The 24,049-nt window shown below is 71.0% G+C and carries 20 protein-coding genes; 13 read left to right on the top strand and 7 right to left on the bottom strand.

Going from position 1 to position 24,049, the window contains the following annotated elements; genetic code table 11:
• Positions 1-14 precede the first annotated feature (14 nt).
• Entirely contained in the window at positions 15-203 is a 189-nt protein-coding gene (locus OG709_RS06295) for a DUF5703 family protein (RefSeq protein WP_250303259.1), read from the bottom strand.
• A gap of 47 nt (positions 204-250) precedes the next feature.
• Here OG709_RS06295 and OG709_RS06290 point away from each other — a divergent pair, with 47 nt between their 5' ends.
• Positions 251-949, top strand: coding sequence for a hypothetical protein (locus OG709_RS06290; protein ID WP_266643861.1), 699 nt, complete (start codon positions 251-253; stop codon positions 947-949).
• Positions 950-1,009: 60 nt separating this feature from the next.
• On the opposite strand, the gene OG709_RS06285 is transcribed toward OG709_RS06290, so the two are convergent.
• Positions 1,010-3,262 carry an ATP-dependent RecD-like DNA helicase gene (locus OG709_RS06285; RefSeq protein ID WP_329165185.1) on the bottom strand — a complete coding sequence of 751 codons (2,253 nt, stop codon included), beginning with the start codon at positions 3,260-3,262 and terminating at the stop codon, positions 1,010-1,012.
• Entirely contained in the window at positions 3,259-4,242 is a 984-nt protein-coding gene (locus OG709_RS06280) for an aldo/keto reductase (protein ID WP_250303261.1), read from the bottom strand. Before OG709_RS06280 ends, OG709_RS06285 begins: the two co-directional genes overlap by 4 nt.
• 128 nt (positions 4,243-4,370) lie before the next feature.
• Here OG709_RS06280 and OG709_RS06275 point away from each other — a divergent pair, with 128 nt between their 5' ends.
• Both OG709_RS06275 and OG709_RS06270 read left to right on the top strand, forming a co-directional pair.
• Entirely contained in the window at positions 4,371-5,420 is a 1,050-nt protein-coding gene (locus OG709_RS06275; RefSeq protein WP_250303262.1) for an LLM class F420-dependent oxidoreductase, read from the top strand.
• A 230-nt stretch (positions 5,421-5,650) separates the two neighbouring features.
• Positions 5,651-6,439: a ferritin-like domain-containing protein gene (locus OG709_RS06270; RefSeq protein WP_250303634.1), complete on the top strand. Its 789-nt coding sequence runs from the start codon at positions 5,651-5,653 to the stop codon at positions 6,437-6,439.
• 33 nt (positions 6,440-6,472) lie between these two features.
• On the opposite strand, the gene corA is transcribed toward OG709_RS06270, so the two are convergent.
• Entirely contained in the window at positions 6,473-7,465 is a 993-nt protein-coding gene (corA, locus tag OG709_RS06265; RefSeq protein ID WP_250303263.1) for a magnesium/cobalt transporter CorA, read from the bottom strand.
• A gap of 74 nt (positions 7,466-7,539) precedes the next feature.
• Between corA and OG709_RS06260 the strand changes: the two genes are divergently transcribed.
• The 5 genes from OG709_RS06260 to OG709_RS06240 all read left to right on the top strand — a co-directional run bounded on the left by OG709_RS06260 (position 7,540) and on the right by OG709_RS06240 (position 14,267).
• Positions 7,540-8,226 carry a histidine phosphatase family protein gene (locus tag OG709_RS06260; protein WP_250303264.1) on the top strand — a complete coding sequence of 229 codons (687 nt, stop codon included), beginning with the start codon at positions 7,540-7,542 and terminating at the stop codon, positions 8,224-8,226.
• 73 nt (positions 8,227-8,299) lie between these two features.
• Positions 8,300-8,890 (top strand): DUF3090 domain-containing protein, encoded by a 591-nt coding sequence (locus OG709_RS06255; RefSeq protein ID WP_250303265.1) that lies wholly within the window; start codon positions 8,300-8,302, stop codon positions 8,888-8,890.
• Positions 8,854-9,672 (top strand): SCO1664 family protein, encoded by an 819-nt coding sequence (locus OG709_RS06250; protein WP_250303266.1) that lies wholly within the window; start codon positions 8,854-8,856, stop codon positions 9,670-9,672. The genes OG709_RS06255 and OG709_RS06250 overlap by 37 nt, the downstream gene beginning before the upstream one ends.
• A gap of 153 nt (positions 9,673-9,825) precedes the next feature.
• Positions 9,826-11,055 (top strand): cysteine--1-D-myo-inosityl 2-amino-2-deoxy-alpha-D-glucopyranoside ligase, encoded by a 1,230-nt coding sequence (mshC, locus tag OG709_RS06245; protein WP_250303267.1) that lies wholly within the window; start codon positions 9,826-9,828, stop codon positions 11,053-11,055.
• A 140-nt stretch (positions 11,056-11,195) separates the two neighbouring features.
• Entirely contained in the window at positions 11,196-14,267 is a 3,072-nt protein-coding gene (locus OG709_RS06240) for an NPCBM/NEW2 domain-containing protein (RefSeq protein WP_329165180.1), read from the top strand.
• 59 nt (positions 14,268-14,326) lie between these two features.
• On the opposite strand, the gene OG709_RS06235 is transcribed toward OG709_RS06240, so the two are convergent.
• The gene (locus OG709_RS06235; RefSeq protein WP_250303269.1) at positions 14,327-15,334 is read right to left on the bottom strand and encodes a PAC2 family protein; all 1,008 of its coding nucleotides are present in this window, start codon (positions 15,332-15,334) and stop codon (positions 14,327-14,329) included.
• A gap of 272 nt (positions 15,335-15,606) precedes the next feature.
• Between OG709_RS06235 and OG709_RS06230 the strand changes: the two genes are divergently transcribed.
• From OG709_RS06230 to OG709_RS06210, 5 genes are all read left to right on the top strand, one after another.
• Positions 15,607-16,932 carry an enolase C-terminal domain-like protein gene (locus OG709_RS06230; protein WP_250303270.1) on the top strand — a complete coding sequence of 442 codons (1,326 nt, stop codon included), beginning with the start codon at positions 15,607-15,609 and terminating at the stop codon, positions 16,930-16,932.
• Positions 16,929-17,708 carry an SDR family NAD(P)-dependent oxidoreductase gene (locus OG709_RS06225; RefSeq protein WP_329165176.1) on the top strand — a complete coding sequence of 260 codons (780 nt, stop codon included), beginning with the start codon at positions 16,929-16,931 and terminating at the stop codon, positions 17,706-17,708. Before OG709_RS06230 ends, OG709_RS06225 begins: the two co-directional genes overlap by 4 nt.
• A gap of 104 nt (positions 17,709-17,812) precedes the next feature.
• Positions 17,813-18,850, top strand: a complete 1,038-nt coding sequence (locus OG709_RS06220; protein WP_250303272.1) for a sugar ABC transporter substrate-binding protein — start codon at positions 17,813-17,815, stop codon at positions 18,848-18,850.
• 2 nt (positions 18,851-18,852) lie between these two features.
• Positions 18,853-20,394: a sugar ABC transporter ATP-binding protein gene (locus OG709_RS06215; RefSeq protein ID WP_250303273.1), complete on the top strand. Its 1,542-nt coding sequence runs from the start codon at positions 18,853-18,855 to the stop codon at positions 20,392-20,394.
• On the top strand, positions 20,391-21,425 hold the full coding sequence (locus tag OG709_RS06210; RefSeq protein WP_250303274.1) for an ABC transporter permease: 1,035 nt from the start codon (positions 20,391-20,393) through the stop codon (positions 21,423-21,425). Before OG709_RS06215 ends, OG709_RS06210 begins: the two co-directional genes overlap by 4 nt.
• 22 nt (positions 21,426-21,447) lie before the next feature.
• Here the strand turns inward: OG709_RS06210 and OG709_RS06205 are convergent, their stop codons facing one another.
• Positions 21,448-22,119, bottom strand: a complete 672-nt coding sequence (locus OG709_RS06205) for a FadR/GntR family transcriptional regulator (RefSeq protein ID WP_250303275.1) — start codon at positions 22,117-22,119, stop codon at positions 21,448-21,450.
• Between the two features lie 307 nt (positions 22,120-22,426).
• Positions 22,427-24,043, bottom strand: coding sequence for a glycerol-3-phosphate dehydrogenase/oxidase (locus tag OG709_RS06200; RefSeq protein ID WP_250303276.1), 1,617 nt, complete (start codon positions 24,041-24,043; stop codon positions 22,427-22,429).
• Between the last annotated feature and the right edge of the window lie 6 nt (positions 24,044-24,049).

Genomic DNA, 24,049 nt, shown 5'->3' with positions numbered 1-24,049 from the left:
GGCCCGCTCCTTCTTCACCATGTGGCGCGTATCTGGCGAATGATCCGCCGGCGCAACCGCACTCTGCGGCTGCCGTCCCGGTGCAGACTCAGTCGGTCCAACTCCCAGTGTCCGTACTCGGCATGGTCGGTGAGCAGACGTGTCGTATCCGTGCGGGAGACCCCGCGCGGTACGTACACGTCGACAAATTCGTATTCCGGCATCGCATCTATTGTGCGGGCAGAGGCTCTGTACGGATAGCGTCTGCTCTATGTCTGATGCTGCGCAGCCCACGGCTGCCGAGGTACGCGCCGCCGCCGAGGCGGTCAAAGCCGCGCTGGACCGTCACCTCGACGCGGTCGAAGCCCGTACGGGAGAGGACGACCCGGCCGTCTACAACGCGTTCAACGCGCTGGCCGCCGCCGCCGAGGCCTACGACGAGAAGCTCTACGACCGCTACGACGAGGTCACTCCCTTCGAGATTCCCGGTGCGGACGACTCGCTGCCGCCGTACGCGGGTCCCGACGAGCCCCATGCGCTGAGTGTGCTGATCCGCCGTGACTACGCGGTGGTCGAGCCGCAGCGGCTGCTCGCTCAGGCACAGCGCATCGTGGACCTCGACCCGGAGGCGGACTCCGGCAGTGGGGTCAACGCGGTCGTCGGCAGCAGTGTGCATGCTGCTCTGGGGGTGCTGTTCGGCGAGTACGAACCGGACGAGGTCGCCTCGCGGCACCAGGAGTTCGGTCTGGAGGAGGGGGACTCCACGCTCTGGGTCTCCGCTTCGGACGAACTGCCCGAGCCGGGGGAGTGGCTGGAAGCGCCCTTCGACGGCGCCGACCCGCAGCAGATCGTGTGCCGCTTCGACGTCAGCTCCGTCTTCGACGACGAGGACCTGCTCGACGACGGGGACGACGAAGGCGACGAGGCGGACAGCGAGCTGGACGCCGAGCTGGAGGACGACCGGGCCTGACCTCGTTCGTCTACGTCGATGGCCGGGACCCCGGGTCCCGGCCATCGGCTGTGTCCGTGTCTACCCGGCCGCGGGCCGCAGCAGCGTACGCAGCCGGGTGGTGCGCTCCTGGGCGGGGACCTCCGCCACCGCCCGCGGCAACGCCTGGTCCACTCCGTGCACCACCGACAGATGACGCTCGCCGCGGCTGAAGGCGGTGTACACCCAGGGGCGGCTCAGCCCCTGGGCCGCGTCGCCCGGCAGCACGACCACCACGGCCGGCCAGCGCAGCCCGGCGGCCTGGTGCGCGGTGACCGCCCAGCCGTGCCGCACCGACCGGTCCACCTGGTCCTTCGGTACGACGACAGGCGCACCCGCACAGTCCAGACGCAGCCCGTCCCCGTCCGCCGAGACGACCGTGCCGGTCACTGTCCTGCCGGGTACCGGCGCATACGCGACCCGGTCGCCGGGGTCGAAGCCGCCGAAGCGCCCGGGGCCGGGGTTGAGGCGCTCCTTGAGCGCCGCGTTGAGCGCACGGGTGCCCGCCGAGCCGCCGTGGCCCGGCGTGATGACCTGGGTGTCGGCCGGCGGCACACCGATGGCCCTGGGCACCGAGTCGGCCACCAGCTGAACGGTCCGGTGCACCGCCTCCCCGGCGTCCCGCACGGGAACGATCACCACTTCCTTGCCGGGCGCCGCCACCTGGTTCAGCTCGCCCACCCCGATGCCCGACACCAGCTCGCCGATGGGCCCGGGGTCCGGGGTCCGGGAGACGACCTGGGGGCACGCGCGGGCGGCCAGTACATCGGCGAACACCTGCCCGGCGCCCGCCGAGCAGAGCACCCCCGGATCTCCGCCGAGGACCAGCCGAGTGCCGTCGGCGAGCGATTCGATCAGCGCCGCCGCGCTCTCGACGTCCAGCTGCGGCGCATCCGGCACGGCCAGCAGATCGAGCGCCAGAGCCCCCTCGGCATCCCTTCCCGGCCCTTCCGAACCGGTGAGCAGCCCGGAGACGGTGACGGCCGCCGACGGGTCGTCGAGCACTGCCGCCAGCCTGCGCCGGCCGTCGGGGGTGTGGGCCGCCGCGTAGGCCCGCAGCCCGAGCGCGCGAGCCGCCGTGACCAGCGCGGCCGGTTCGCCGCGGGCGGCCTCGCCGCCGGTGTGGGTCACCAGTCCGTGGGCCGCGGCTGCCCGGATCAGCTCGGCGGCCGACGGGGACGCCGCGTCCGTGGCGGCCGATTCCCAGTCGGGCTCCCCGTCGGCCGGGGCGAGGGCGCTCGCGTTCACCAGCCGGGCGAGGCCGTCGGCCAGGCTCTCCTCCGCGAGTGCGTACCGGTCCAGGCCCAACAGGACCCGTACGGGCTGCTCCTCGCCCTCGTCGTCCTCCCCGTCCGGGGCGGGTACGGGCGCAGTCGCGGGGCCGGTCTCCAACGCGTCCTGGAAGACCAGCACCACGCCCTCCGCGATCGCGCTCTGCAGCGCCTCGTCCGGGTCGGGGACGGAACGCCGGGCGAGCTCGGCCCGGACGGTGTCGGACTCCATCGCCGTGTGCCCCTGGAGCGCGGCCCGCTCCAGCAGCCAGCCGACCAGGGCGGCGGCCCGTCGCTCGTCGCCAGGCCCGCACTCCGCGCCGAGCAGGGCGCGGGCGAAGCCGTCGGCCTGCTCGGGCCGCACCCCGGGCACGGACAGCAGCTGCCAGGGGTCCGCACGCAGCGCGTCCGCCGCCTGCTCGCCCAGCGTCTCGGCGGCCCGGACCGCCAGCGCCTCCGGCGCACCGCCCTCGGTGAGGACGGCCCGCACCGCCGATACGGTCCCGGGCGCGGCCCCGGCAGCCGGTGGCGCCGCCCGGAGTGCCGCGGCCACCGGCGTGGTGACAGCGGCCGGTGCGGGACGGCGCGGCTCGGCGGGCGGCGGGAGGAAGGAGGCGGTGGACGGCTTCTCGCCGCTCTCCACCGCCCGTACCGCGGCGAGGAGATCGGCGGCCCGTCCGCTCAGCTTGGTGCCGGCCTCGACGGGGCCGTCCTTCTCGGCCTTGCGCTGCTCGATCCTGGCCCGCAGTTCGCGTTGCGCGGCCAGCTCGGCCTCGGCCTCCGACAGGGCGGGAGCCGCCTCGGGCGTCGCCGCGTCCCCGGCCGTCTCCGCCCGGCTCTCCGCCTCCTTCCCCGCCTCGTCCGCCGCGTCAGGTGCCGCGGCCGACTCCGTGCTCCCGCCGTCCTCGGGGATGCCGGCGGCCACGGTGTCCCCACCGGCCCCGGCGGTCCCGGATGCGGTCCCGGGAACGGCTTCGGCGTCGGCCTCGGTGCTGGCCTCGGTGGCGAGGCGGTCCGTACTCACAGCTCGGTCCAGTCCTGATCGGGATATCGGTGAACGGGCGCCGACACATCGTCGAGCGCCCGGCAGATCTCGTCAGGAAGACTAAGCGTCTCCACTGACAATGCCGCCGTGAGCTGCTGCGCGTTGCGCGCCCCGATGATCGGGGCGACCACTCCGGGCCGGTCGCGGACCCAGGCGAGCGCCACCTCCAGGGGTGTGGTGGCCAGCCCGTCGGCGGCCGTGGCCACCGCGTCGACGATGCGGCTCGCCGCCTCGTCCAGATACGGCGCGACGAAGGGCGCCAGCTGCTCCGAGGCCCCGCGCGAACCCGCCGGTGTGGCTCGGCGGTACTTGGCGGTGAGCACCCCGCGGCCGAGCGGTGACGAGGGCAGCAGCCCGACACCCAGGTCCACGGCGGCCGGCAGCACCTCCCGCTCCACGCCGCGCTGGAGCAGCGAGTACTCCATCTGCGTGCTGGCGATCCGGGTGCGGACGCCGGGAGCGGCCAGCTGCCAGGTCGCCGCCTTGGCGAGCTGCCAGCCGGAGAAGTTGGACAGTCCCGCATAGCGGGCCCGGCCGCTGGCGACCGCGATGTCCAGGGCCTGCAGCGTCTCGTCCAGCGGCGTCTCCGGGTCGAAGGCGTGCACCTGCCACAGATCCACGTAGTCGGTCCCGAGCCGCTCCAGGGAGGCGTCCAGCGCGTCCAGCAGGTGCCCCCGGGAGCCGTCGAAGCGGCGGTAGGGGTCGGGCACGCTGCCCGCCTTGGTCGCGATGACCAGGTCACGGCGCGGCACGAGCCGTTCGCAGAGCTGCCCGAGCAGGTATTCGGCGTCCCCGTCACCGTAGACGTCCGCCGTGTCGACGAGTGTGCCGCCCGCCTCCCAGAAGCCCTTCAACAGATCCGCGGCGTCGTGCTCATCGGTGCTCCTTCCCCAGGTGAGCGTGCCGAGCCCGATCCGGGATACGCGCAGGCCCGTGCGGCCGAGATGCCTCTGCTCCATGGGCGCTGAGGGTACTGGGCACAGGGCCACCCGGTGTGAGCCTGTGGACAACACGGTCCTGACGGATCCCGCCGAGCGCGCTAGAGTCCCCCGGAACAGAGACGTTACTCATCGGTAAGGGAGCGGTCATGCGGCTCGGAATCAACCTCGGCTACTGGGGCGCGGGGATGGACGGCGACAACCTCGCCGTCGCGCAGGAGGCCGACCGGCTCGGCTACGACGTCTGCTGGGCGGCCGAGGCGTACGGCTCCGACGGACCCACCGTGCTCTCCTGGGTCGCCGCCCAGACCGAACGCATCGACGTCGGCTCCGCGATCTTCCAGATCCCGGCCCGTACGCCCGCGATGACGGCGATGACCGCGGCCACCCTCGACTCGCTCTCGGGCGGCCGGTTCCGGCTGGGTCTCGGGGTCTCGGGCCCGCAGGTCTCCGAAGGCTGGTACGGAGTCAAGTTCGACAAGCCGCTCTCCCGCACCCGCGAGTACGTCGACATCGTCCGCAAGGCGATGTCCCGTGAGCGGCTCTCCTACGAAGGGCAGCACTGGACGCTCCCGCTTCCCGGCGGTCCGGGCAAGCCGATCAAGCTCACCGTGCACCCGCAGCGTGAACACATCCCGCTCTACATCGCGGCGATCGGCCCCAAGAACCTGGAGCAGACCGGTGAGATCGCCGACGGGGCGCTGCTGATCTTCCCGTCCGCCGATCACCTGGAGGACACCGCGCTCCGTCACCTGCGCGCGGGCCGGGCGAAGGCGGGGCTGACGATGGACGGCTTCGACGTCTGCCCGACGGTGCCGCTCGCCCTCGGCGACGACGTGAACGCGCTGGCCGACATGTTCCGTCCGTACACCGCGCTGTACGTCGGCGGCATGGGCAGCCGCAAGCAGAACTTCTACAACCAGCTCGCCCAGCGCATGGGGTACGAGAAGGAAGCGGCCGAGATCCAGGACAAGTACCTGGCGGGCGACAAGGCCGGCGCGGCCGGTGCCGTACCGCACCAGCTGATCGACCAGACGACGCTGCTGGGGTCGGTGGACCGGATCGCCGAGGGGATGCAGCGGTACGCGTCGGCCGGGGTCACCACGCTGACGCTGGCTCCCGCGGGGTTCACGCTCGACGAGCGGGTGGCCGCGCTGCGGGCGGGCACGGAGGCGCTGGAGCGGGCCGGGCTGGCCTGACGGGCGGACGCGTCGGTGGCGGGGAGAGGTCCGCGGCCGTGGTGGGGGCTCGGGGGTCTTCCCCGCCACGGCCGTCGCGCTGAACAACGTCCCCGCCGCGACCCGGTTACGCGTCGGCGGCGGCCGGGCGCCCCGCTCCTTTCGGCGGAACTGCCCCGCGTACGTATTGCCGGTCACCTGATATCGCATTTGACTCAGTTGTGTCAGATGTCCGTATGGAGGTGGCAGTGGTGCTTTCGGCCCGAAGTATTTTCCAGGAGATCATCGAGAACGACGATGCCTTCCGGCTGTTCTGCTCCATCGCCGCTGCCGGGGAGAGCCAGGGCGGCTGGGAGAACGGACGCATCGCCGCGCTCGTCCCCGGGAGCATGAGCGACCTCGCCCCCAAGATCGCCCGGCACGGCGCCGACGAGGACAAACACGGCAGGATCTTCAACGCGCTGCTCAAGAAGCGCGGCCTCGAACCCGTCGGCGTACCGCCGGAGTGCGACTACACGATGCTGCTGGAACAGCGCGGTATCGGCCTGAGCCACGAGAAGCTGCGCGGCAGTGCGCCGCTGACCGAGCGGGACGTCGTCGTCTATCTCGCGCACAGCAGGGTCACCGAGCAGCGGGCCGCCGAGCAGATGAACACCCTGGTCCGGTACGTCGGGGAGCAGGCCGGGATCGGCCGGGCCGTGCGGATGATCTGCCACGACGAGGACAACCACCTGGCCTACTGCCACGAGGAACTGCTGCGGCTCGCCGCGCAGGGGCACGCCCGCACCATCCACGCCGTGCTGCGGGAGAGCGCGCTGGCGGAGATCCGGGTGTACCGGGAGGTGGGTCTCGCCGTGCTGGGCCACATGGGCCGCCTCCTGCACTGGCCGAAGGCGAAGACGTCCCTGCTGGCCGCCGGGGCCAACGGCCTCCACGGGTACGAACGGCTGGGCGGCTGGCACCGCATGGTGAGCCTGAGCATGCCCGAACGGCGCAACGCACTCGGCGGACCCGCGCCCGCCGCGGCCGAATACGCCTGAACCCGGCCGGCCGGGCCGCCCGGCGGCAGCAGCTCAGAGCCAGCCGCGCCGTTTGAACTGCCGGTAGAGCCCGAAGACGACCCCGGCCATCAGCGCGATCACCGCCGGGTAGGCCCAGACCCACTTCAGCTCCGGCATGTGCTCGAAGTTCATCCCGTAGATGCCCGCGACCATGGTCGGTACCGCGGCCATCGCCGCCCAGGCGGAGATCTTCCGCATGTCGTCGTTCTGCCGCACGCCCATCTGCGCCAGATGCGCGGCCAGGATGTCGGACAGCAGCCTGTCCAGCCCCTCCACCTGCTCGTTGGCGCGGGTGAGGTGGTCGCTGACGTCCCGGAAGAACGGCCGCGAATGTTCCCGCACGAACGGCACCGCCGCCCCCGAGAGCCGGTTCATGGGATCCTTCAACGGCCCGCCGGCCCGCCGGAATTCGAGGACCTGGCGCTTGAAGGTGTAGATCCGTGACGCGGTGTTCTTCGACGCGCTGCCGTCGGGCGCGAAGACCTCGGCCTCCAGCTCCTCCAGGTCGGTCTGGAGCTCGGCGGCCACGCTGATGTAGTGGTCGACGACCGCGTCACTGACCGCGTACAGAACAGCGGTGGGGCCGTGCTTGAGGACGTCGTGCTCCTCCTCCAGCCGCTTGCGCACGGCGGCGAGCGGGGCGCCCTGTCCGTGCCGCACCGTCACCACGAAGGAGTCACCGACGAAGATCATCAGCTCGTCCGTGGTCACGGAGTCGCTGTCCGTGTCGTACACCACCGGCTTCAGCACCATGAAGAGCGAGTCGTCGTACACCTCCAGCTTCGGTCGCTGATGGGCCCGCAGGGAGTCCTCCACCGCCAGCGAGTGCAACCCGAAGTCACTGCTGACCAGGTCGAACTCCTCCCGCGACGGCTCGTGCAGCCCGACCCAGAGGAAGGCGTCCCCGTCGGCCCGTGCCTCGGCGAGGGCCGCGGAGAAGTCCGAAGGTCCCTCGATGCGGCAGCCGTCCCGGTAAATGGCGCAATCGACAATCACGGCGCGCATTCTTCCCTGACCGGCTCCGGAGCGCATGCCTGGGGGTGGCGGGACACGTTTCGGCACGGCTTAGGCTTCCAGCCATGGCCACGCTGATTCTCGTACGGCACGGACGTTCCACCGCCAACACCTCCGGCGTGCTCGCGGGGCGGACGCCGGGTGTCTCCCTCGACGAGCGCGGTGCCGCCCAGGCCGCCGCGCTGCCCGACCGGCTGGCCGGGCTGCCGCTGGCCGCCGTCGTCACCAGTCCGCTGCAGCGCTGCCGGGAGACGCTCGAACCGCTGCTGGCGGCCCGGCCCGGACTGGTGCCGCAGGCCGAGGACCGGATCAGCGAGTGCGACTACGGCGACTGGTCGGGACGCAAGCTCGCCGAGCTCGGCGAAGAGCCGCTGATGAAGGTCGTGCAGCAGCACCCCTCGTCCGCCGCGTTCCCCGGCGGCGAGTCGATGCGCGCGATGCAGGCCCGCGCGGTGGACGCGGTGCGCGACTGGAACGCGCGCATCGACGCCGAGCACGGTGGTGACGCGGTCTACCTGATGTGTTCGCACGGCGACATCATCAAGTCCGTGATCGCCGACGCACTCGGGATGCACCTCGACCTCTTCCAGCGGATCCACGTCGACCCGTGTTCCCTCACGGCCATCCGCTACACCGAGGTGCGGCCGTTCGTCCTGCGGCTCGGCGACACCGGGGAGTTCGGCTCGCTGGCGCCGCACGGGAGCGGTTCCGGATCGGACGCCGCAGTCGGTGGTGGCGCGGGCGCACCGTGATCGCTCCGCGCAGTAGGGTGGGCGGGCCGTAATCCGGCCCACACCGCAGCCGAACCCCCATGGAGATCTGGACGTGTCCCGACAGGTGTACTTCTACGACCCGCCGGACCGCTTCGTTGCCGGTACGGTCGGGCTGCCTGGGCGCCGTACGTTCTTCCTCCAGGCCTCGTCCGGGCCCCGTGTCACCAGCGTGGCGCTGGAGAAGACCCAGGTGGCCGCGCTCGCCGAGCGCATCGACGAACTGCTCGACGAGGTGGTGCGCAGGACCGGGGGCAATTCCCCGGTCCCGGCCGTCGCTCCCACCGAGGCCGGTGACACCGCGCCGCTGGACGCCCCCGTCGAGGAGGAGTTCCGCGTCGGCACGATGGCCCTGGCGTGGGACGGCGACGAACAACGCATGATCATCGAGGCCCAGGCGCTGGTCGAGCTGGACGCGGACAACGACGAAGATCTCGCGGAGGCCGAGGAACGGCTCCTCCAGGACGACGAGAACGGCCCGCCGATGCTCCGCGTCCGGCTGACCGGGGCACAGGCCAGGGCCTTCGCCAAGCGCGCCCTCGACGTCGTCAACGCGGGCCGCCCGCCGTGCCCGCTGTGCAGTCTGCCGCTCGATCCGGAGGGACACGTATGCCCGCGCCAGAACGGATACCGCAGGGGAGCGTGACGGCCACCGAACTCCTCCTGAAGGGGGAGCTGACGGTACGCGGCCGGGTGCGTGAGGCGTCCAACGCGGTGCTGTACTGCTCGGTCTCGTACGAGGGGCGCGAAGCGGCCTGTGTGTACAAGCCCGTCGCCGGTGAGCGCCCGCTGTGGGACTTCCCTGACGGGACGCTCGCCCGGCGCGAGGTCGCCGCGTACGAGATCTCCGAGGCGACCGGCTGGGGATTCGTCCCGCCGACCGTGCTGCGCGAGGGTCCGTACGGCGAGGGCATGTGCCAGCTGTGGATCGAGTCCGCCGCCGAGCCGTCGCTGCTGGCCCTCGTCGAGGAGGAGGAACCGGGCGAGGGCTGGAAGGCCATCGCCTTCGCCGAGGTGGGCGAGGGGCGCACGGCGCTGCTGGTGCACGCCGACGACGAGCGGCTGCGGCGGCTGTCGGTGCTGGACGCGGTGATCAACAACGGCGACCGCAAGGGCGGCCACCTGCTGCCGACGGACGAGGGGCGGCTGTACGGCATCGACCACGGCGTCACCTTCAACGCCGAGGACAAGCTGCGGACCCTGCTGTGGGGGTGGGCCGGTGAGCCGCTGACGGCCGAGGCCGTGACGGTACTGGACCGGCTGGCCGGTGACCTGGCCGCGGGCACCGCACTGGCCGCCCGGCTGGGTGAACTGATCACCGGGGCCGAGGTGGAGGCGCTGCGCGGCCGGGTGGCGGCGCTGAGGGCCGGCGGGCGGCATCCGGAGCCGAGCGGGGACTGGCCGGCGATTCCCTGGCCGCCGGTGTAGCGGGAGCGGAGGCGGGCGGCTCCGCCGCGATCCGCGTACGCGGCCTCCGCACGCCGTCCGCACACAGGATCCGGACAAGCGCAAGAGTGCCGATTCGGCCATTGTCCCCACTCCGGTTCGTTCCTTGAACTGGCGTCCGGTTACGCTCAAGACATGCATGCCTGGCCCGCTTCTGAGGTTCCCGCCCTGCCCGGTGAGGGCGCCGACCTCCAGATCCACGACACAGCGACCGGCGGTCGGATCACTCTCGACCCCGGTCCCGTCGCCCGTATCTACGTCTGCGGCATCACGCCGTACGACGCGACCCACATCGGTCACGCGGCGACCTACAACGCGTTCGACCTCGTGCAGCGCGTGTGGCTCGACACCAAGCGGCAGGTTCACTATGTCCAGAACGTCACCGACGTGGACGATCCGCTGCTGGAGCGGGCCGTGCGCGACGGCGAGGACTGGACCGCGCTCGCGGAGCGCGAGACAGCACTCTTCCGCGAGGACATGACCGCGCTCCGGATGCTCCCGCCGAAGCACTACGTCGGTGCCGTCGAGGCCATACCCGGCATCGTGCCGCTCGTCGAGCGGCTCCGGGACTCGGGTGCGGCGTACGACCTCGACGGCGACGTGTACTTCTCCGTGGAGAGCGACGCGCACTTCGGCGAGGTGTCCCACCTGGACGCCGAGGCGATGCGGCTGCTCTCGGCCGAGCGCGGCGGTGACCCCGACCGCCCCGGCAAGAAGAACCCCCTGGACCCGATGCTCTGGATGGCCGCCCGTGAGGGCGAGCCGAGCTGGGACGGCGGCTCCCTGGGCCGTGGCCGGCCCGGCTGGCACATCGAGTGCGTGGCCATCGCCCTCGACCACCTCGGGATGGGCTTCGACGTCCAGGGCGGCGGGTCCGACCTCGCCTTCCCGCACCACGAGATGGGCGCCTCGCACGCCCAGGTGCTCACCGGTGAGCACCCCTTCGCCCAGGCGTACGTCCACGCCGGGATGGTCGCGCTGGACGGCGAGAAGATGTCCAAGTCCAAGGGCAATCTGGTCTTCGTGTCCAAGCTGCGCCACGACGGTGTGGACCCGGCCGCGATCCGGCTCGCCCTGCTCGCGCACCACTACCGCTCCGACTGGGAGTGGACGGACCAGGTCCTCCAGGACGCCGTCGAGCGGCTCGGCCGCTGGCGGGCGGCCGTCTCCCGGCCCGACGGACCGTCCGCGGACGCCCTCGTGACGGAGATCAGGCAGGCGCTCGCCGACGATCTCGACGCGCCCGCAGCGCTGCTCGCCGTCGACCGCTGGGCCGCGCTCCAGCAGTCCGGCGGCGGTACGGACGAGGGCGCGCCGGGCCTGGTCTCGCGCGCGGCCGACGCGCTGCTCGGCGTCGCCCTGTAGGGCCGGTCCGGGGCGGCCCGGCCGTCCCGCTCTCCCTTCTGCCCCTTCCGTCCCTTCCGCCCCCGGACTCGCATCAGAGTCCGGGGGCGGATTTCGTATTTCCCCTAGCCCCGTGCTCGTTTCTGCGCTAAATACGCTCTATGCAATCAACAATACGCATGAGAGCGGCGGCAGTTGGCGCACTGCTCGGCCTTGCCGCGGTCTTCGCGGGGTCGGGCAGCGCACAGGCCGGACCGCCGGGCGCCACCGCGGGCGACAGCGCGGCAGCCGACACGACCGTCGGCAACGTCACCGGCTTCTCCGCGGACGGGTCCGTCTACCACCTGAACGCGGGAGCGGCCGAGGCCCGCGTCAGTTTTGTTTCCACCGAGACCTTCCGCATCGAGCTGGCGCCGGACGGGAAGTTCACCGACCCGACGGGCAGCGACATCGTCCTGCCGCAGGGCAAGGCACCCAAGACCCACTGGAAGGAGAAGAGCGACCGCTACGAGCTGAGCACCGGCAAGGTCACCCTGCGCGCGTACAAGGCCCCGCTGCGCTTCGCGCTGTACGGCGCGGACGGGCATCGCATCTGGTCCGAGACCCGCGGGATCAGCTGGACCGGTGACACCACCACCCAGACCCTGGCCCGCGGCGCCGACGAGCAGTACTACGGCGCCGGTATGCAGAACGGCCGGGGCAACACCTCGCACCGCGGCCAGACCGTCGAGGTCGGCGTCGACGGCAACTGGGACGACGGCGGTCACCCCAACTCCGTCCCGTTCTACCTCTCTTCGGCCGGGTACGGCGTCTACCGCAACACCTACGCCCCCAACACCTACGCGTTCGACGACCCGGTGACGGCCAGCGCCAAGGAACAGCGCTTCGACGCCTACTACTTCGCGGGCAGCGGCGCCAAGGATGTCATCGGGCAGTACACCAAGCTCACCGGCAAGCCCTTCATGCCGCCGATCTACGGCCTGGAGAACGGCGACGCCGACTGTTATCTGCACAACGCCAACCGCGGCGAGCGGCACACTCTCGACGCCCTCAAGGTCGCCGACGGTTTCGTGGCGAACGACATGCCCAACGGCTGGATGCTCGTCAACGACGGCTACGGCTGCGGCTACGAGAACCTCGCGGAGACCGCCAAGGGCCTCCAGGCACACGACACCCAGCTGGGTCTGTGGACCCAGGACGGCATCGCCGACCTCGCCCAGCAGGTCAAGGACGGCCAGCGGGTCGCCAAGCTGGACGTGGCCTGGGTCGGCGCCGGGTACAAGTTCGCGCTCGACGGCTGCAAGGACGCCTACAAGGGCATCGAGGACAACAGCGACGCCCGCGGCCTGACCTGGGCGCCGGAGAGCTGGGCCGGTGCGCAGCGCTGCGGCGTGCAGTGGTCCGGCGACCAGACCGGCAGCTGGGACTTCATCCGCTGGCAGATCCCGACGTACGCCGGGGCCACCATGTCCGGACTCGCCTACACGACGAGCGACGTGGACGGCATCTTCGGCGGCAGCCCCCAGACGTACACCCGTGACCTGGAGTGGAAGTCCTTCCTGCCCGCGATGATCACGATGGACGGGTGGGCGGCGAGCGACAAGCAGCCCTTCCGCCAGGGCGAGCCGTACACCTCCATCAACCGTAAGTACCTCAAGCTCAAGGAGTCGCTGCTGCCGTACATGTACTCGTACGCGCACGAGGCGAACGAGACCGGTGTGGGCCCCGTCAGGCCGCTCGCGCTGGAGTACCCGGACGACCCGGAGGCGGCCACCGACGCCGCCAAGTACGAGTTCCTGACCGGCGAGGACTTCCTGGTCGCACCGGTCTACAAGGACACCGGCACCCGGGACGGGATCTACCTCCCGAAGGGCACCTGGACCGACTACTGGACCGGCCGCACCTACCAGGGCCCGACCACGGTCAACGGGTACAGCGCCCCGCTCGACACCCTGCCGCTGTTCGTCAAGGGCGGTGCCGCCGTGCCGATGTGGCCGGGCATCAGGTCGTACGCCGACCGGAAGTCCGACTCCCCGCTGGCCTGGGACATCTACCCGCAGGGCAAGTCGTCCTTCGACCTGTACGAGGACGACGGCGTCACCCGGCAGAACCGCGCCGGGAAGTACGCCACCCAGCGCGCCGAGGTCGACGCGCCGCGTGCGGGCGGCGGCGACGTGTCCGTGCACATCGGCGCGAGCAAGGGCGAGTTCAAGGGCAAGCAGACCTCGCGTCCGTACCAGTTCACCCTGCACACCGGTGACGCGCCGAGCGATGTCCAGCTGTCCGGTCACAAGCTGCCGCAGCTGACGTCGGCCGCCGCGTACGCCAAGGCCGCCCAGGGCTGGTGGTACGACCGCGACGACCGCGGCGGTGTGGTCAAGGTCAAGACGGCCTCGCTCCGCACCGACAAGGCGTTCTCGCTGAAGCTGAAGAACACCAGCGCGATCGGCGGCGCCCGGCCGGGCGCCACGGCCGTGGTCGCCGCGGCACCGGGCCAGGAGCTCGGCGCGGGCGCAGCGGGCAAGGTCACCGTCGACGTGACGGCGGGCAACCAGGACGCCACGGGCGTCACCGTCGGCGTGGACGCTCCGGCGGGCTGGAAGACCACCACGGCGACGACGGTCGCCAGGATCCCGGCGGGCACCACCAGGCACGTCGAGGTGGCCGTCACCCCGGCCGGGGACACCAAGGCGGGCGCCACCACGCTCACCGCCACCGCGCGTTACGGTTCGGCGGGCCAGGACCGTACAGCCGTGCAGCCGTTCGGGGTCTCGGTCATGCCGGCGCCACCGGGCGGTGACGTCTGGGCGAGCGACATGGAGTGGCTGACGTCCACCAACGGGTACGGACCGGCCGAACGCGACCGCAGCAACGGCGAGTCGGGCGCGGACGACGGGCACACCCTGACGCTGGACGGCAAGACGTACGAGAAGGGAATCGGTACCCACGCCGACTCCGACATCGAGGTCTACCTCGGCGGGCAGTGCTCGAAGCTCACCGCCGACGTGGGCATCGACGACGAGATCAACGGCTACGGCGAGGTGGCCTTCTCGGTCGAGGCGGACGGCAAGGTCCTCTGGACCTCGCCGAAGGTGACGGGGGCCTCGGCCACCGTGCCGGTGGACGTCGACCTCTCCGGTGCGCGCCATGTGCACCTGAAGGCGACCGCCACCAGCAACACCCACACCGGTGACCACGCGGACTGGGCCGCCGCGCACTTCACCTGTACCTGATCCCGCACGGCGGAGAGGGGCGGTGCGTGCTGCACCGCCCCTCTCCGCCGGACCGGGTGTCACTCCCCGGAGGACTCCTCCGGGCCGTTGTCCTCGTCGCTCGGCCCGCCGGAGTCCGGGTCGGGCCGCTGCGGCTTCGGCGGTCTGGTCCGGCCGCCGGAGGTGTCCCGCAGATAGCTGCTCGCGTCGCCGCCGTCCGTGGCATGGCCGCCGGGCTGCCCCGGCCCGCCGTCGCGCCGCCGCAGATACCGCTCGAACTCGCGGGCGATGGCTTCGCCGGACGCCTCGGGGAGCTCCGCGGTGTCGCGTGCCTCCTCCAGCGTCTGGACGTACTCGGCCACTTCGCTGTCCTCGGCGGCCAGTTGATCGACACCGACCTGCCAGGCCCGTGCGTCCTCGGGCAGTTCACCCAGCGGGATGCGCAGATCGATGAGGTCTTCCAGCCGGTTCAGCAGAGCCAGTGTCGCCTTCGGGTTGGGCGGCTGCGACACGTAGTGCGGCACCGCGGCCCACAGACTCACCGCGGGCACCCCCGCGTGCGTGCACGCCTCCTGGAGGATGCCGACGATGCCCGTGGGGCCCTCGTAGCGCGTCTCCTCCAGATCCATCGTGCGCGCCAGATCGGCGTCCGAGGTGACTCCGCTCACCGGGACCGGCCGGGTGTGCGGGGTGTCGCCGAGCAGCGCGCCCAGGATCACCACCATCTCGACGCCGAGTTCATGGGCGAAGCCGAGTATCTCGTTGCAGAACGAGCGCCAGCGCATGGAGGGTTCGATCCCGCGGACCAGCACCAGGTCGCGGGGTTTGTCACCGCCGATGCGGACCACCGAGAGCCGGGTCGTGGGCCAGGTGACCTTGCGCACCCCGTCGTCCAGCCACACCGTGGGCCGGTTGACCTGGAAGTCGTAGTAGTCCTCGGCGTCGAGCGCGGCGAAGACCTCACCCTTCCACTCCCGGTCCAGGTGGGCGACCGCGGTGGAGGCTGCGTCGCCGGCGTCGTTCCAGCCCTCGAACGCGGCCACCATGACCGGGTCGATCAGCTCGGGAACTCCCTCGAGCTCGATCACCCAGTGCCTCCTTCCGAAGTTCTTCCCGTACGGACCAACCTTACGGCTTCCCGGGGTGCCGGCCGCAGGCCTCGTACGGGCCAGGACAGGCCCGTACGGACTCGGCGGCACGGGGAAGCCGTTCAAGCAGCCTTCCCATATCGCACCGATTCATCCGAGCTGTACAGGCAAATTTCGTTCCACCCCTGGACGCGTAGGCATGTCCGGCGCTATACATCGGATGACCAATTAAAGGTCCGATGTTCTTACCGACGTCTTACCAGGGAGTGTGGATGAGTCCGACCGTCACGGGGTTCGAGGTCTACGACATCCGATTCCCCACCTCGGAACAGCTCGACGGCTCGGACGCCATGAACCCGGATCCCGACTACTCGGCGGCCTATGTGGTGCTCAGCACCGACATGCCGGGTGGGGTCGCGGGACATGGCTTCTGTTTCACCATCGGGCGCGGCAACGACGTCACCGCTGCCGCCATCGAAGCGCTGCGGCCCTACGTGGTGGGGCGGCCCGCTCCGCTCACCCCGGAGGGGCTCGCGGCGCTCCACCACGATCTCACCCACGACTCGCAGTTGCGCTGGCTCGGTCCGGAGAAGGGGGTGATGCACATGGCCGCGGGCGCGGTCGTCAACGCCGCCTGGGACCTGGCGGCGACCGTCGCGGGCAAACCCGTGTGGGAGTTCCTGGCGGACATGTCGCCCGAGGAGCTCGTCTCGCTCGTCGACTTCCGTTATCTCAGCGACGCCCTCACCCCGGACGAGGCCCTTGCCATCCTGCGGGCCGCGGAGCCCGGCCGCGCCGAACGCGCCGCCCGGCTGCGCGCCGAGGGATACCCCGCGTACACCACGTCGCCCGGCTGGCTCGGTTACTCCGACGAGAAGCTGGTCCGGCTGGCCCACGAGGCCGTCGACGCGGGTTTCGCCCAGATCAAGCTCAAGGTCGGCGCCGATCTCGACGACGACGTCCGCAGGATGAAGCTCGCGCGCGCGGCCGTCGGCCCCGGCATCCGGATCGCCGTGGACGCCAACCAGCGCTGGGACGTGGCGGACGCGGTGCGCTGGATGGAGGCGCTGGCCCCCTACGATCCGCACTGGATCGAGGAGCCGACCAGCCCGGACGACATCCTCGGCCACGCGGCCGTGCGCGCCGGGCAGCCCGTGAAGGTCGCCACCGGCGAGCACGTCGCCAACCGCGTCGTCTTCAAGCAGCTGCTCCAGGCGGGCGCCGTCGACTTCGTGCAGATCGACGCCGCGCGGGTCGCGGGGGTCAACGAGAACCTCGCCATCCTGCTGCTCGCCGCCAAGTTCGGCGTGCCCGTCTGCCCGCACGCGGGCGGTGTGGGCCTGTGTGAACTCGTCCAGCATCTGGCCATGTTCGACTTCGTGGCCGTCTCGGGCAGCGTGGAGGACCGCGTCATCGAGTACGTGGACCACCTCCACGAGCACTTCACCGACCCCGTGGTGATCGAGCGGGGCCGTTACCTGGCACCTTCGGCGCCGGGCTTCTCCGCCCGTATGCTTCCCGCTTCGATCGCCGACCACCGTTATCCCGACGGCCCTGTCTGGCAGGCCCGCCGCACCACCGAGGAGATCAACTCGTGACCACTGCAAGCGATTTCGAAGGCCTCTCCGCCCTGGTCACCGGCGGTGCCTCCGGCATCGGGGCGGCCATCGCCACCGAACTGCTCGCACGCGGCGCCCGCGTCGCCGTGCTCGACCGGGAGACCGCGGGGGCACCGGAGGGCAGCTTCGCGGTCAAGGCCGACGTCACCGACGACGCGGCGGTACGCGCGGCGGTCGACGCCGCTGCCGCCGAACTCGGCGGCCTGCACACGGTGGTGTCCAACGCGGGCATCGGCGCCGTCGGCACGGTCGCCGACAACCCGGACGACGAGTGGCAGCGCGTCCTGGACATCAATGTCCTCGGCATGGTCCGCACCGCCCGTCACGCGCTGCCGCACCTGCGGCGCGCGGCGGAGGAGCGCCCCGGCTGCGTGTCGATCACCCACACCTGCTCGATCGCCGCGACCGCCGGTCTGCCGCAGCGCGCCCTCTACAGCGCGAGCAAGGGCGCGGTACTCTCCCTGACCCTCGCCATGGCGGCCGATCACGTCCGCGAGGGGATCCGGGTCAACTGCGTCAACCCCGGTACCGCGGACACCCCGTGGGTCGGGCGCCTCCTCGGCCAGGCCGACGACCCGTCGGCCGAGCGCGCCGCGCTCAACGCCCGCCAGCCCACCGGGCGGCTGGTCACCGCCGAAGAGGTGGCGGCAGCGGTCGTCTACCTCGCGAGCCCCGCCGCGGCTGCCGTGACAGGGACGGCACTCGCGGTCGACGGCGGTATGCAGGGCCTGCGCCTGCGCCCCGCCGCCGACTAGTCGCCGCGACCGACCCGTTGCCGCGACCGGCAACAGACGGACGTACATCCGGCCGCCCCGGCCGACAGAGCATCAAGCGCCACTCGAACAAGGACGGGACACCAATGAGAGTGCGTACAACGAGTGCTGCGGCCTGCGTCGTACTGCTGGCCGTGACCGCGCTCGCGGGCTGCAACCGTGACTCGGGCAGCAGCTCCGACGACAAGAAGGTCGGCATCGACCTGCCGCGCAGCGACAGCGACTTCTGGAACTCCTACCAGCAGTACATCAAGAAGGGCGTGGACGCCGGGGAGGTCAAGGCGCTGCCCTTGACCAATTCGCAGAACGACATCGGCAAGCTCGTCGCCAACGTCCAGACGTTCAGCGACCAGGGAGCCAAGGCCGTCGTCATGGCCCCCCAGGACACCGGCGCCATCGCCTCGACGCTGGCGAACCTGAACCAGAAGAAGATCCCGGTCATCAGCGTCGACACCCGGCCCGACAAGGGCGATGTCTACATGGTGGTGCGCGCCGACAACCGCGCGTACGGCGAGAACGCCTGCAAGTACCTCGGCCAGCAGCTCAAGGGCCAGGGCAAGGTCGTCGAGTTCCAGGGCGACCTCTCCTCGATCAACGGCCGGGACCGCTCCCAGGCGTTCAAGTCGTGCATGACGAAGGAGTTCCCGAAGATCAAGGTGTTCGAGCTGGCCACCGACTGGAAGGGCGACGTCGCGTCGGCCAAGCTCCAGTCCACGCTGGCCGCGAACCCCGACATCAACGGCATCTACATGCAGGCGGGCGGCGTCTTCCTGCAGCCCACGCTCGCGCTCCTGGAGCAGAAGAAGCTGCTGAAGCCGGCCGGTACCAAGGGCCACATCACGATCATCTCCAACGACGGCATACCGGAGGAGTTCGACGCGATCAAGGCCGGGAAGATCGACGCGACCATCTCCCAGCCCGCCGACCTCTACGCGAAGTACGCGCTGTACTACGCCAAGGCGGCCGTCGACGGCAAGACGTTCAAGGTGGGCCCGACCGACCACGACTCGCACATCATCAAGATCCCGAACGGCTACGAGGACCAGCTCCCCGCGCCGCTCGTGACCAAGGCCAATGTGAACGACCCGAAGCTGTGGGCCAATCAGCTGGGGAAGAAGAACTGACCATGCCCGATGCACCAGCGGTTCATGCGGAAGGCATCGTCAAGCGCTTCGGTCCCACCGTCGCGCTCGACGATGTCCGCCTGACAGTCCAGCCCGGTGAGTCGCACGCCCTCGTCGGGCGCAACGGCGCCGGAAAGTCCACGCTCGTCAGCGTCATCACCGGGCTCCACAAGCCGGACGCCGGCACGGTCGCCTTCAACGGCGAGCCCGCGCCGGCCTTCGGGGACACCATGGCCTGGCAGTCCAGGGTCGCCTGTGTCTACCAGAAGTCCATGGCCGTGCCCGATCTCACCGTGGCCGAGAACCTCTTCCTGAACAACTACGGACTCGACCGCGGGGAGAAGGGTGGCCGCTGGATCAGCTGGGGACGGCTGCGCAAGCGGGCCGAGGCGCTGCTCGCCGAGTACGGGGTCAATGTCGACCCCAACACCCGGGCGAAGGACCTCTCCGTCGAGCAGGTCCAGTTCGTGGAGATCGCACGGGCGCTGTCGTTCGGCGCCCGTCTGATCATCCTGGACGAGCCGACCGCCCAGCTCGACGCACGCGGTATCCAGAGCCTCTTCACCAAGCTGCGGGACCTGCAGAGCCAGGGGGTGGCGTTCCTCTTCATCTCGCACCACCTCCAGGAGGTGTACGAACTGTGCACCGCCGTCACGGTCTACCGGGACGCCCGGCACGTCCTCACGGCGCCCGTCGCCGAGCTGGACAAGGCGGATCTGGTCGCGGCGATGACCGGCGAGACCGCGACCGGGCCGGTGGCCTGGCACGCGGCTCCCGGTACACCGCGGGCCGGATCCGCGGGCACCGGCCGGGCCGAGCCCGTGCTGCGGACCGAAGGGCTCAGCCTGGAGGGCGAGTTCGAACCGCTGGACATCGAGGTCAGGCCCGGTGAGGTGCTCGGTATCGCGGGCGCCGCGGCCAGCGGCAACACGGCGCTGGGCGAAACCCTGGTCGGCATGCGCAAGGCCACCGCGGGGCGCGTCTCGGTCCGCGGCCGGGACGTCAAGCCCGGCAGTGTGCCGCACGCCCTGGACGCGGGTATCGGGTACATCCCGGAGGACCGCCACCGGCAGGGGCTGGTCCTGGAGCGCAGCATCGCGGAGAACGCCACGCTCACGGTCGCCGACCAGCTCGGGCCGTGGGGGACCGTACTGCCCTCCCGCACCCGGGAGTTCGCGCGGAACATGATCTCCTCGCTGGACATCAAGACGACCGGGCCCGAGCAGAAGGTCTCCGGGCTCTCCGGAGGCAATCAGCAGAAGGTCGTGGTCGCCCGCGCGCTCGCCCGTAAGCCGAGCACGCTGGTGGCGGTGCGGCCGACGGCGGGTGTGGACATCAAGTCCAAGGACTCGCTCCTGGGCGTGGTCAGGCGGGTTGCCGAGGAGGGCAACGCCGCTGTGATCATCTCCGACGAACTCGACGACCTGCGGGTGTGCGACCGGGTGGTCGCGCTCTTCCACGGACGGGTCGTCGCCGAATACGACAGTGGGTGGACGGACGGGGAACTGGTCGCCGCCATGGAAGGTGTGGGGGAGCGGTCATGACCGACACGATCGGGCCGGTGGCGGCCGAGGAGACGAAGGTACAGGTCAGCCCGTTGCGGGGCAGGCTGGCGCTGATCCGCTGGAGCGACTTCTCGCTCGTGCCGGTGATCCTGGTGCTGATGGTGATCGGGTTCATCGTCTCGCCGGTGTTCCTGACGTCCGAGAATCTGATCAACGTCATCCAGCAGTCGTCCGAACTCAGTCTGCTGGTGCTCGCCCAGGCCTTCATCCTGATCTGCGGACGGATGGACCTGTCGCTGGAGTCGACGATCGGCATCGCGCCGGTCCTCGCGCTCTGGCTGGTCCTGCCGTCGGAGGGCGACCGGTTCACCGGGCTCGGGCTGTTCCCGTCCTGGATGGCGATCCCGCTCTGCCTGCTGGCCGGGCTCGCGATCGGTGCGTTCAACGGCTTCCTGATGCTGAAGCTGAGGGTCAACGGCTTCATCGCGACCCTCGGCATGCTGATGATGCTCCGCGGGCTCCACATCGGGATCACCGAGGGCAAGTCGATCATCGAGGTGCCGGCTTCCTTCAGCTACCTGGGACGGGCCTCCTGGCTCGGCGCCCCGGCCGCCGTCTGGATCTGCCTGGCACTGTTCGCCGTCGGCGGGGCCGCGCTGGCCTGGACCCGGCACGGGCGCTCGCTGTACGCGATCGGCGGCAACCCGGAGGCGGCGCGGGCCGCAGGTATCCGCGTCGACCGGGTCACCTGGATCGTCCTGGCCATCGGCGGGCTGCTCGCGGCCTTCGCCGGAATCCTCTACACCGGCCACTACGGATCGGTCGGTGCCGCACAGGGCAAGGACATGATCTTCCAGGTCATGGCCGCCGCGGTGATCGGCGGGATCGGGCTGAAGGGCGGCCGGGGCACCATCTTCGGCGCGCTCACCGGTGTGCTCGCCCTTCAGCTGGTGGTGAATGTGATGACGCTCGCCGGGGTGCCCGGACAGTGGGAGACCTTCCTCAACGGCGCCATCATCATCATCGCCCTGATCGCCTCGCGCTTCGCCAGCGGTGAGGAGCAGGACTGACCGCTCCCCCCGCCGGCCGCACTCAGAGCGTCGAACGCAGCCACTGCTCGACGCTGGCGATGTGCACCGTCGCCCAGGACCGGGCCGCTTCGGCGTCCCGGTCCCTGAGCGCTGTCAGGATGGCGCGGTGCTCGTGGAGCGTACGGCTGACCGCGTCCTCCTGGGTCAGCCCGCGCCACACCCGCGCCCTGGTGGTCGGCCCGGAGAGGCTGTCCAGCAGTGAGCAGAGCACCGAGTTGCCCGAACTCTGCACGATGCCCCGGTGGAACTCCAGGTCGCCGGCGACGAGTTCCTCCACCGAGGGCTGCGGGCCCAGCGCGTCCAGCTGGGCGCTGAGCGCCTCCAACTCCTCCTGGCTGATCCGGTGCGCGGCCATCGCGGTCGCGGCCGGCTCCAGGATGCGCCGTACGGCCAGGAATTCCAGCACCGTGTCGTCCCGGTGGAAGTCCACGACGAAGCTCATCGCTTCGAGCAGCAACTGGGGATCGAGACTGGTGACGTAGGTGCCGTCGCCCTGGCGCACATCGAGGATGCGGATCAGCGACAGCGCGCGCACCGCCTCGCGCAGCGAGTTGCGGGACAGGCCGAGTTCGGCGGCGAGTTCACTCTCCTTGGGCAGCCGGTCACCTGGCCGCAGTGCACCCGAGACGATCATTTCCTTGATCTTCTCGATGGCCTCGTCGGTCACAGCCATGGGGAACCTCGCCTCAGCAGACATCCGATGTATCTCCCGATTATGGCTCCTGTTCGAGCGCTCGCGCACACAGTCCCCGGAACTGCACGGGATCGGCTGTCGGGACACCCCCGGAGGGGCGTCCGGAGACGGCGCTGCGGAGCCGCCCCGAAGGGGTCCCGCCATGACAACACGCCACGAGCGACCGCGCCGTCCGGCCACGGGCCACGGGACACGGGACACGGGACACGGGACACGGGTGAGGGGCGGCCCCGGCCGGGAGCCGCCCCTCACCCGAACTGTCCCTACTTCCGACCGCCGCTGCTTCTCACTGTCCCTGCTTCTTGCCGAGGACGTCCTCGACCTTCGCCACGACGTCGTCCGTCGCCAGGCCCCGGATCGTCAGCGTCGTACGGCGGCGCAGCACGTCGTCCGCGGTCTCGGCCCACTCGTGGTCGCGGGCGTACACGACCTGCGCCCAGATCTCCGGGGCGTCCGGGTGGACCCGCTCGGCCAGCGACGGGTCCTCGTTCGCCAGCCGGGCGATGTCGAAGGAGAGCGAGCCGTAGTGCGTGGCCAGATGGCGAGCGGTGTCCGCCGCCATCCGCGGACCGGGCGTACCGCCGTCCACCAGCAGCCGGTGCGCGACCGCGTTCGGGTTGGCCATCCCGGGCAGCGGCTGCTTCTTCGGCAGCCGCGAGACCGGCTCCATGTCCTCACCGAGGGGGTGCCCCGGCAGATCGGCCAGCTTGTTCATGACCGTCCGGCCGATGTGCCGGAAGGTCGTCCACTTCCCGCCGGCCACCGAGAGCATCCCGCCGCGTCCCTCGGTGACGACCGTCTCCCGCTTGGCCTTCGAGGTGTCGCCGGGGCCACCGGGCAGCACCCGCAGGCCCGCGAAGGAGTAGGTGATCAGATCACGCGACAGCTGCTGGTCACGGACCGAGAAGGCGGCCTCGTCCAGGATCTGCGCGATGTCCTTCTCGGTGACCCGTACATCGGCGGGGTCGCCCTCGTACTCCTCGTCGGTCGTACCGAGCAGCAGCTGGTCCTCCCACGGGAGGGCGAAGGTGATCCGGTACTTGTCGATCGGCGTCGCCAGCGCGGCGCGCCACGGCGAGGTGCGCTTGAGCACCAGGTGGGCGCCCTTGGACAGCCGGATGGACGGGGCCGCGTTCGGGTCCTCCAGCTTGCGCAGGTGGTCGACCCAGGGGCCGGTGGCGTTCAGTACGAGCCGGGCACCGACGCCGAACTCGCTGCCGTCGAGGCTGTCCCGCAGCTCCGCGCCCGTCACCCGGCCCCGGGTGAAGCGCAGCCCGGTGACCTCGGCGTGGTTGAGCACGGTGGCGCCGGCCTCGACCGCCGCGCGCACCGTCATCAGGGCCATGCGCGAGTCGTTCATCTGGTCGTCGCCGTAGACCGCGACGGCCTTGAGGTTGTCCGTACGCAGCTCCGGCACGTCCCGCTGGGCCCGCGCCGGGGAGATCACGTGCCCGACACCGTCGCCGAAGGCGGAGAGCGCCGAGTAGGCGAAGACCCCGGCCCCGAGCTTGGCGGCGCCGTGCGGGCCGCCCTTGTAGACGGGCAGGTAGAACGTCAGCGGGTTCGCCAGGTGGGGCGCGACGTCGCGGGAGACGGCCCGGCGCTCGAAGTGGTTCTCGGCGACCAGCTTCACGGCCCCGGTCTGGAGGTAACGGAGTCCGCCGTGGAGCAGTTTGGAGGAGGCGGACGATGTGGCGCCGGCGAAGTCACCGGCGTCCACCAGGGCCACCCGCAGCCCGGACTGCGCGGCGTGCCAGGCGGTGGAGATGCCCAGGATTCCGCCGCCGATCACCAGGAGGTCGTACGTTGCCTTGGAAAGCTGCTCCCGAGTCTCGGCGCGGCTCGGAAGGGAGCCGGAGGCCGGGTGCGTCCCGAGTGCGGGGACGCTCTGCAGGGTGGTCATATCTGG

Origin of the sequence: Streptomyces sp. NBC_01267 (assembly GCF_036241575.1) — a bacterium.
Taxonomy (GTDB): Bacteria; Actinomycetota; Actinomycetes; order Streptomycetales; family Streptomycetaceae; genus Streptomyces.
The sequence above is the reverse complement of the archived record's forward strand: the minus strand, read 5'-3'. Positions and strand labels throughout refer to the sequence as shown.